2 rRNA genes (1 of these 2 only partly in view) are annotated in these 3,167 nt (G+C 57.9%); both read right to left on the reverse strand.

Annotated features, from left to right (window positions below):
* Positions 1-1,277 (reverse strand): 23S ribosomal RNA (locus ACZ6D7_RS47285) (it extends 1,920 nt beyond the left edge of the window).
* Between the two features lie 307 nt (positions 1,278-1,584).
* Positions 1,585-3,110: ribosomal RNA gene (locus ACZ6D7_RS47290) — 16S ribosomal RNA — on the reverse strand.
* The 16S and 23S rRNA genes sit together here, the layout of an rRNA operon.
* Between the last annotated feature and the right edge of the window lie 57 nt (positions 3,111-3,167).

Consider the following 3,167-nt stretch of genomic DNA (forward strand, 5'->3'; position numbering starts at 1 on the left):
GTATGAATGACACGACTTCGGCGGTACGCTTGAGCCCCGCTACATTGTCGGCGCGGAATCACTAGACCAGTGAGCTATTACGCACTCTTTCAAGGGTGGCTGCTTCTAAGCCAACCTCCTGGTTGTCTGTGCGACTCCACATCCTTTCCCACTTAGCGTACGCTTAGGGGCCTTAGTCGATGCTCTGGGCTGTTTCCCTCTCGACCATGGAGCTTATCCCCCACAGTCTCACTGCCGCGCTCTCACTTACCGGCATTCGGAGTTTGGCTAAGGTCAGTAACCCGGTAGGGCCCATCGCCTATCCAGTGCTCTACCTCCGGCAAGAAACACACGACGCTGCACCTAAATGCATTTCGGGGAGAACCAGCTATCACGGAGTTTGATTGGCCTTTCACCCCTAACCACAGGTCATCCCCCAGGTTTTCAACCCTGGTGGGTTCGGTCCTCCACGAAGTCTTACCTCCGCTTCAACCTGCCCATGGCTAGATCACTCCGCTTCGGGTCTTGAGCGTGCTACTGAAACGCCCTGTTCGGACTCGCTTTCGCTACGGCTACCCCACCCGGGTTAACCTCGCAACACACCGCAAACTCGCAGGCTCATTCTTCAAAAGGCACGCAGTCACGAGACGAAGAGCAAGCTCTCCGTCCGACGCTCCCACGGCTTGTAGGCACACGGTTTCAGGTACTATTTCACTCCGCTCCCGCGGTACTTTTCACCATTCCCTCACGGTACTATCCGCTATCGGTCACCAGGGAATATTTAGGCTTAGCGGGTGGTCCCGCCAGATTCACACGGGATTTCTCGGGCCCCGTGCTACTTGGGTGTCTCTCAAACGAGCCGCTGACGTTTCGACTACGGGGGTCTTACCCTCTACGCCGGACCTTTCGCATGTCCTTCGTCTACATCAACGGTTTCTGACTCGTCCTGTCGCCGGCAGACGACAGAAGAGAGATCCCACAACCCCGCACACGCAACCCCTGCCGGGTCTCACACGTATACGGTTTGGCCTCATCCGGTTTCGCTCGCCACTACTCCCGGAATCACGGTTGTTTTCTCTTCCTGAGGGTACTGAGATGTTTCACTTCCCCTCGTTCCCTCCACACTGCCTATGTGTTCAGCAGCGGGTGACAGCCCATGACGACTGCCGGGTTTCCCCATTCGGAAACCCCCGGATCAAAGCCTGGTTGACGACTCCCCGGGGACTATCGTGGCCTCCCACGTCCTTCATCGGTTCCTGGTGCCAAGGCATCCACCGTGCGCCCTTAAAAACTTGGCCACAGATGCTCGCGTCCACTGTGCAGTTCTCAAACAACGACCAGCCACCCATCACCCCCGAGCAAAAACCCGGAGTTCACTGGGGCCGGCATCTCGAGGGGGTTCATTCCCTCAGACACCCAACAGCGTGCCCGACCCGATCCCGTCCGGAGATCATGCGTTCCACACTCTTACGAGCAGTACTTGCAGCCTCCGGCCCGTGAACCGGACCGAATAATCAACGTTCCACCCATGAGCAACCAGCACCGGACATTCGCCGATGTACTGGCCCCTGGACAACCTCGCGGCTGCCTAGAAGTGCTCCTTAGAAAGGAGGTGATCCAGCCGCACCTTCCGGTACGGCTACCTTGTTACGACTTCGTCCCAATCGCCAGTCCCACCTTCGACAGCTCCCTCCCACAAGGGGTTGGGCCACCGGCTTCGGGTGTTACCGACTTTCGTGACGTGACGGGCGGTGTGTACAAGGCCCGGGAACGTATTCACCGCAGCAATGCTGATCTGCGATTACTAGCAACTCCGACTTCATGGGGTCGAGTTGCAGACCCCAATCCGAACTGAGACCGGCTTTTTGAGATTCGCTCCACCTCACGGTATCGCTGCTCTTTGTACCGGCCATTGTAGCACGTGTGCAGCCCAAGACATAAGGGGCATGATGACTTGACGTCGTCCCCACCTTCCTCCGAGTTGACCCCGGCGGTCTTCTGTGAGTCCCCATCATCCCGAAGGACATGCTGGCAACACAGAACAAGGGTTGCGCTCGTTGCGGGACTTAACCCAACATCTCACGACACGAGCTGACGACAGCCATGCACCACCTGTACACCGACCACAAGGGGGGCACTATCTCTAATGCTTTCCGGTGTATGTCAAGCCTTGGTAAGGTTCTTCGCGTTGCGTCGAATTAAGCCACATGCTCCGCTGCTTGTGCGGGCCCCCGTCAATTCCTTTGAGTTTTAGCCTTGCGGCCGTACTCCCCAGGCGGGGAACTTAATGCGTTAGCTGCGGCACCGACGACGTGGAATGTCGCCAACACCTAGTTCCCACCGTTTACGGCGTGGACTACCAGGGTATCTAATCCTGTTCGCTCCCCACGCTTTCGCTCCTCAGCGTCAGTAATGGCCCAGAGATCCGCCTTCGCCACCGGTGTTCCTCCTGATATCTGCGCATTTCACCGCTACACCAGGAATTCCGATCTCCCCTACCACACTCTAGCTAGCCCGTATCGAATGCAGACCCGGGGTTAAGCCCCGGGCTTTCACACCCGACGTGACAAGCCGCCTACGAGCTCTTTACGCCCAATAATTCCGGACAACGCTTGCGCCCTACGTATTACCGCGGCTGCTGGCACGTAGTTAGCCGGCGCTTCTTCTGCAGGTACCGTCACTCTCGCTTCTTCCCTGCTGAAAGAGGTTTACAACCCGAAGGCCGTCATCCCTCACGCGGCGTCGCTGCATCAGGCTTTCGCCCATTGTGCAATATTCCCCACTGCTGCCTCCCGTAGGAGTCTGGGCCGTGTCTCAGTCCCAGTGTGGCCGGTCGCCCTCTCAGGCCGGCTACCCGTCGTCGCCTTGGTGAGCCATTACCTCACCAACAAGCTGATAGGCCGCGGGCTCATCCTTCACCGCCGGAGCTTTCAACCCCCACAGATGCCTGTAGGAGTGGTATCCGGTATTAGACCCCGTTTCCAGGGCTTGTCCCAGAGTGAAGGGCAGATTGCCCACGTGTTACTCACCCGTTCGCCACTAATCCACCCCGAAGGGCTTCATCGTTCGACTTGCATGTGTTAAGCACGCCGCCAGCGTTCGTCCTGAGCCAGGATCAAACTCTCCGTGAATGTTTTCCCGTAATCGGGACGACACCACGAGAGCGGAACCAGGAGGAGGAATAGTCC

The sequence above is a fragment of the Streptomyces sp. NPDC041784 genome (assembly GCF_055591025.1).